The sequence below is a fragment of the Tabrizicola sp. genome, assembly GCF_016793705.1.
Lineage (GTDB): Bacteria > Pseudomonadota > Alphaproteobacteria > Rhodobacterales > Rhodobacteraceae > Tabrizicola.
Genome location: NZ_JAEULO010000071.1, coordinates 1 through 6351, shown reverse-complemented (window position 1 = coordinate 6351; position 6351 = coordinate 1). Strand labels below are relative to the sequence as shown.

General features: G+C 67.4%; 7 protein-coding genes, 1 tRNA gene and 1 pseudogene. 8 read left to right on the top strand and 1 reads right to left on the bottom strand.

Going from position 1 to position 6351, the window contains the following annotated elements; genetic code table 11:
- The 7 genes and pseudogenes from tuf to JNJ68_RS19285 all read left to right on the top strand — a co-directional run.
- Positions 1 to 208: pseudogene (tuf, locus tag JNJ68_RS19315) on the top strand (elongation factor Tu); the annotation flags it as partial.
- Positions 209 to 338: 130 nt separating this feature from the next.
- Entirely contained in the window at positions 339 to 1172 is an 834-nt protein-coding gene (locus JNJ68_RS19310; RefSeq protein ID WP_294985377.1) for a hypothetical protein, read from the top strand.
- Complete coding sequence (locus JNJ68_RS19305; protein ID WP_294985374.1) at positions 1169 to 2071, top strand: sulfotransferase domain-containing protein; 903 nt, start codon at positions 1169 to 1171, stop codon at positions 2069 to 2071. Before JNJ68_RS19310 ends, JNJ68_RS19305 begins: the two co-directional genes overlap by 4 nt.
- A gap of 86 nt (positions 2072 to 2157) precedes the next feature.
- A complete protein-coding gene (locus JNJ68_RS19300; RefSeq protein WP_294985371.1) occupies positions 2158 to 2457 on the top strand; it encodes a ribbon-helix-helix domain-containing protein in 300 nt (99 codons plus the stop codon).
- 88 nt (positions 2458 to 2545) lie between these two features.
- A complete protein-coding gene (locus JNJ68_RS19295) occupies positions 2546 to 2941 on the top strand; it encodes a VOC family protein (RefSeq protein ID WP_294985368.1) in 396 nt (131 codons plus the stop codon).
- Between the two features lie 47 nt (positions 2942 to 2988).
- The gene (locus JNJ68_RS19290; RefSeq protein WP_294985366.1) at positions 2989 to 3510 is read left to right on the top strand and encodes a twin-arginine translocation signal domain-containing protein; all 522 of its coding nucleotides are present in this window, start codon (positions 2989 to 2991) and stop codon (positions 3508 to 3510) included.
- 15 nt (positions 3511 to 3525) lie between these two features.
- A complete protein-coding gene (locus tag JNJ68_RS19285) occupies positions 3526 to 5094 on the top strand; it encodes a GMC family oxidoreductase (RefSeq protein WP_294985363.1) in 1569 nt (522 codons plus the stop codon).
- Between the two features lie 32 nt (positions 5095 to 5126).
- Here JNJ68_RS19285 and JNJ68_RS19280 read toward each other — a convergent pair whose 3' ends face one another.
- Entirely contained in the window at positions 5127 to 5984 is an 858-nt protein-coding gene (locus JNJ68_RS19280; protein ID WP_294985360.1) for a hypothetical protein, read from the bottom strand.
- Positions 5985 to 6179: 195 nt separating this feature from the next.
- Here JNJ68_RS19280 and JNJ68_RS19275 point away from each other — a divergent pair.
- A tRNA-Trp gene (locus JNJ68_RS19275) sits at positions 6180 to 6255 on the top strand.
- The last annotated feature ends 96 nt before the right edge of the window (positions 6256 to 6351 follow it).

Here is a 6351-nt window from a genome sequence, read left to right as displayed (position 1 = left end):
CTACCGGCCGCAGTTCTACTTCCGGACGACCGACGTGACGGGCACCGTTCAGCTGCCGGAAGGCACCGAGATGGTGATGCCGGGCGACAACCTGAAGTTCGAGGTCGAGCTGATTGCGCCCATCGCGATGGAAGAGAAGCTGCGCTTCGCCATCCGCGAAGGCGGCCGCACCGTCGGCGCTGGCGTCGTCTCGAAGATCATCGCCTGATGATCCGCGAGGATGGGTGCAAACCCACCTGACTCCATGGGCCGCCTTCCGGGGCGGCCCTTTTGCATTGCATCGGCCCGATGCGCGGTTATGACAGGGCGACATCCCTTCCAAGTCGCATGAGGCAAGCGTGGACCCCATTCTCGGCCTGATCACCCTCTCCGGTCGCGTTCCGCCGCAGCACCTGACGAAACCCGTCGAAGTGACCCCGTTCTTCGAAGTCGGTCCCGAAGGATTCGTCATGACCACGCCTTCGGGAGGACAGTTGCACTATGCGCCGGGGGAAGGCCTGGCGCTGGCCGACCCGCCCGGTCGACCGGCGGGCGACATGCTGCCCTTCGCCTACAGCTCGGGTTTTGCGGCTGCGGCCTGGCTCGACGGCTGCGTGCCGCTGCGCGTCAACGCCGCCCGGCTGACCGATGGCCGCCTGCTGCTGATCGCCTCGGACCGCGACGATCTGCGCGAAAGCTTTTCGCTTGCGCTGTCGGAGAACTGTGGTCTTGCGGTTGCCGATGCGCCCGTGGCGATCGACCCCGAGGACCCCTCGCGGGTCTGCACCAATGGGCGACCGATCACCCAGCGCCGCAGCCGGAAGGAAATGCCCGAGCCCCCGGTCCGTCAGGACTCGCGGCGGCTTCAGATGGACCGCCCGGCCATCGACGGCACGGTCGTCCAGCCTTGCGCCGGTCTGGTCTGCCTTGGTGACGGCAAGGGGCCCGCGGCCAGCCTGCACGAATTGCACCTGATTGCCGCGACCGCCGAAGTGAAGAAGCATATCTTCATGCCGCTCGTCGGCGCGGCGATCTGGGGCAACGACACGATCAGCGGGGCGAATGTGGTTCTGGCCAACGCGCTTCCCATCCTGCGTCTGGCGCTGCCGCCGAACCAGCCGCCCACCGGGACGGTTGCGGTCGACCTGCTGGCCCTGATCGAAAGCCATCTCGTCCAGAAGGCGGAGCAATGACCATGACCAGCGCAAAGGGGGCAAGGGCCGGGTTCATCTGGCTCGCGTCCTACCCGAAATCCGGCAACACCTGGTTCCGCGCCCTGCTGACCGCCTACGAGGACAGCGCCGGCGATGTCGACATCAACCGGCTGGATGGCCGCCATGCCGCGCGCGAACGCCTGTTCGAACGCTATCTCGCCTGCGATGGCAGCCTGCTGACCACCGAGGAGACCTTCATCGCCCGGCGGGTCATCTACCTGCACCTGGCGCAGCACGAAACTTCGGGCGCGCCGCAGAAGGTGCATGACGCCAACCTGCCGCTGGCGAACGGGCAGCTCCTGTTCCCGCCCGAGGCGACGGCGGCGACGATCCATGTCGTCCGGCATCCGTTCGACGTGGCGGTGTCCTATGCCTATCACCTGGGCCTCGCCCCGGATTTCGACCGCTGCATCGACAATATGTGCAACCCCGACTTCCGGGTCGACGGGCTGGTCTTTGCCCAGATGCCCCAGGTGCAATCCGACTGGTCGAGCCATGCCCTGTCCTGGCTGGCCATGCCCGGCCGCCGCCTGACCCTGCGGTACGAGGACATGCTGGTCGACGGGGCCGGAGCGCTGACCCGTGCCTTGCGCGTGATGTATCCCGATGCCGAGCCCGATCCGGCCCGCGTCACCCGCGCGGTCGAGGCGACGTCCTTCGGCAAGCTGAAGGCGCAGGAATCCGCCACCTCGTTCCGCGAGCGGCCGCCGAAGTCGGAAAGCTTCTTCCGGTCGGGCACGTCGGGCGACTGGCGGAACCACCTGACCCCGGCGCAATGCGCCCGTCTGGCCGATGCGCTGGCCCCGGCGATGCAGCGGATGGGCTATGGCCCCGACGGCTCGGTCGGGCCATGGAGCGACGACGCTCCGGCCCCCTGATCCGCGCCTTCACCGGATCGGTTGACGATTCGCCCGTTCCGTCCCACCCTTGCCCGGTCCACAAGGCCAGCAGGAAGGGGCCAGCCATGTGCCAGATGTTCGCCGGGCAGGATCCGGCCCGTTATGAATATGTCACCCGCCGGTTGCGGCTGAACGGGCAGTCCACCTCGATCCGGCTGGAGCGGGCCTTCTGGGGCATCGTCGACCAGATGGCGGCGAAGGACGGGTCCACCACCCCCGCCTTCCTGTCGAAGCTGCATTCCGAGGTGCTGGAACAGCAGGGTGAGGCCACGAATTTCACCTCGCTCCTGCGCTGTGCCTGCACGATCCACCTGGGCGAGCTGGAGCAGGTGCCACAGCCGGATCGCCGCTACGCCGCGGAATAGGAAAATCCCCCTGTAGTATTCCCCTACTACCTGCCCTCGAAATTGGTCCGGTAATCTTACCAGATCAACGCCACTTGCCGGGGGCCCTATGGCAAAGCTCATCCACTCCATGATCCGCGTGCTGGACGAGGCGCGCTCGGTCGCTTTCTACGACACCGCCTTCGGGCTGAAGGTGGCTGACCGGCTGGAGTTCGACAGCTTCACGCTGGTCTACCTGTCGAACGCGGAAGCGAGCTTCGAGCTGGAGCTGACCGTCAACAAGGGCCGGACCGAGCCCTACACCCTAGGTGATGGCTACGGTCATATTGCGGTCTCTGTCCCGGACGCCGAGGCGGAACACGCCCGCCTCTCCGCCGAAGGGCTTGCCCCCCGCAAGATCGTCGACTTCCGCAATGGCGAGGTGCAGGTCGCCAAGTTCTTCTTCATCGCCGACCCCGACGGCTACCAGATCGAGGTCATCCAGCGGGGCGGCCGCTTCCTTTAGAGGAGGGGGGAGGCAGCCGGTCCCGGCCAGACACAAGGGAGGAAACCATGACCAAACACGACCTTCGGGGGCTGACACGGCGTCAGCTCCTGTCCCGCAGCCTTGCCGCTGGCGCGCTTGCCGTCACCGGCGCGGGCTTCATCGCCGCCCCGAACGCCGCCTGGGCGGTAGAAGTGACGGTGATCACGCCGGACCAGATGGCGACGCTCCTGCAAATGGCGCGCGACATCTACCCGCACGACCAGGTGCCCGATCCGTTCTACGCCGTGGCCGTCAAGGGCTACGACAGCGAGGACATGAAGGCGCTGGTCGCCGAGGGTGTCACCGCGCTGGACGCCGCCGCCAGGGCCGCGGGCTTCGACAGCTATGTCGCGGCGGGCTGGGAGGAAGACCGGGTCAAGCTCCTGCAAGGGATCGAGACGACGCCCTTCTTCCAGACCGTCCGGGCGGGCCTGGTGACCGGGCTCTACAACCAGAAAGAGGTCTGGCCGATCTTCGGCTACCAGGGGGAAAGCTTCTCCCAGGGCGGCTACATCGAGCGCGGCTTCAACGACATCGACTGGCTGTAGGGGAGGGCCGTCACCATGGTTGCGAAATTCGACCTGAACGATGACCAGGTGGTCGTCATCATCGGCACCGGCGCGGGCGGCGGGGTCTTGGCCAACGAACTGGCGCAGAAGGGTGTCAAGGTCGTGGCGCTGGAAGCCGGGGGCCGCTACCTGCCCGAGGACTTCGTCAACGACGAATGGGAATCGTTCGGCCAGCTTGCCTGGACCGACGCCCGCACCACCTCCGGCAGCTGGCGCGTCGCCAAGGACTTTGCCGGGTTGCCTGCCTGGATCGTCAAGGCCGTCGGCGGCACCACGACCCATTGGGCCGGGGCCTCGATCCGCTTCCAGGACCACGAATGGAAGGCGCTGACCACCTATGGCGCGGTGGAAGGTGCGAACCTTCTGGACTGGCCCATCGACGGCGCGGAAATGGCGCCCTGGTACGAGAAGGCCGAGGCCAAGCTGGGCGTCACCCGCACCGGCGACCGCGCGGGCCTGCCGGGGAACAACAATTATCTCGTGTTCGAGAAGGGCGCGAAGGCGCTCGGCTACAAGGAGGTCCACACCGGCCGGATGGCGATCAACTCGGCCGATTATGATGGCCGCATGGCCTGCCAGCAGACCGGCTTCTGCTTCCAGGGCTGCAAATGGGGCGCCAAATGGTCCGCCGCCTACACCGACATCCCGCGCGGCGAGGCGACCGGCAATCTGGAAGTCCGCGACCACGCCCATGTCGCCCGCATCCTGCATGACGACACCGGCAAGGTGACGGGGGTCGAGTATTTCGACAAGGACGGCGCGCTCCAGATGCAGAAAGCCCGCATCGTCTGCGTCGCCGGGAACTCATTCGAAAGCCCGCGCCTGCTGCTGAACTCCGCCTCCAGCATGTTCCCCGAGGGCCTCGCCAACTCTTCCGGCATGGTCGGCAAGAACTACATGCGCCACACCACCGGCTCGGTCTATGCGATCTTCGACAAGCCGGTCCGGATGTGGCGCGGCACCACCATGGCCGGGATCGTGCAGGACGAGGCGCGGCATGATCCGTCACGCGGCTTCGTCGGCGGCTACGAGCTGGAGACGCTCAGCCTCGGCCTGCCGTTCATGGCCGCCTTCCTCAATCCCGGCGGCTGGGGACGTGGGTTCACCACCGCGCTCGACCATTACGAGAACATGGCCGGGATGTGGATCGTGGGCGAGGACATGCCCCAGCTTGGCAATGGCGTCACCCTTAGCGAGACCAAGGACCAGCACGGGCTGCCGGTGGCCAACGTCAACTTCGACGACCACCCGAACGACGTGGCGATGCGCAACCACGCCTACAGGCAGGGCATCGCAATGTACGAGGCCGTGGGGGCGACCCGTGTCTTCCCGACCCCGCCCTATCCCTCGACCCACAACCTCGGCACCAACCGGATGTCGGCAGAGGCGAAGGACGGCGTGGTGAACAAATGGGGCCAGACCCACGACATCGCCAACCTCTTCGTCTCGGACGGCTCGCAGTTCACCAGCGGGGCGGCGGAAAACCCGACGCTGACCATCGTCGCGCTGGCGATCCGCCAGGCCGACCATATCGCCAGCGAGATGGCCGCCGGGGCGATCTAGGCGGCGACGGGCCGGGGATATTCTCCGGCCCGCTATTCCTTGCGCCGGGTGGCGGCCTGTCGCATCTGCCAGCCCAGCCGCACGCCGGGATTGGCCCTGATCTCGTCCAGCATCGCCTTGAACCGGGCGCGGGGCACCATCCCCTCATGCCAGGCGGCAGCCTCGCGCACCCGCTGCATCAGCTTGCCATCGGTCAGCGTGTCGACCCTTGCGGCGGCCAGTGCCGCCGGTGTCACCGGGGCCACGCACAGGAACACCAGCCCGACGCGCGGCACCTGGGCCAGCGGCAGGAACTGGTCACGCAAGGCGACCATCTGCGCCGGAAGCCAGGGCTGCACCGCCATCAGATAGTCCTGCTGGATCATCACCGACCGCCCCGGCACCAGCGCGGGGAAGAACTGCGCCGCGATATGGTCGGCCATGGCCGAACCCTTGGCGGCATCGACCGACAGGATCTCGATCGGCCCATCATTCCAGCACTGATCGGCGATGTCGCCCAGATGCAGCGTCACCTGCCCCGACCACGGGGCCAGATGCCGCTGCACCACCGGCAGCAGGTCGGCATCGTCGGTGTCGGGCAGCGGCTCCTCCGGCATGAACCGCGCCCAGAACGCCCGCGACGAGCGGAAGCGGTCATAGCTGTGGACATGAAATCCCCGCCCCGACAGCGCCAGCCCCGACAGAAGCCGTGCCGCAGACCCGCCCGCATAGGCCCCCAGGTCGACGGTCGCGCCCGCGCCCTGCGCCCGGCGGCCGAGCCAGTGATAGAGCTGGCCCTCCTCCGGTGTCAGCATGGTCGGCACCCGTGCCGCCGGGCCCAGATCGGCCTCGGGCACCGCCGTCCAGGGGCGGCGCGCGAATTCCGCCACGATCTCCGCCACCGACTGCACGCGCCCCTCCCGCCTTTCGCCCCACCCTAGGACCCCCGGCCCTGCACCGCCAGCCGCACCGGAGGCTCCTCGTTCGACTTCGTCTCCTCGTCGCAAGGGATGACCCGCGACGAGGGACGAAGTCCCCGAGGAGCCGAAGCGAGCAAGAGAATCCCTTGACCTCCCGCCCGGCCTGCCGTAACCGAGGGCCCGCGTAGGGGTATAGCTCAGCTGGTAGAGCGACGGTCTCCAAAACCGTAGGTCGCGGGTTCGAGCCCTGCTGCCCCTGCCATCCCTCCTTTCCGCGTCAGGCCGCTGTCGGGAACCCTGCCGGGGGTTCGGCGTTCTCTTCTTCGTCACCTGATCTCAGGAAGAATGGAGAAACCCA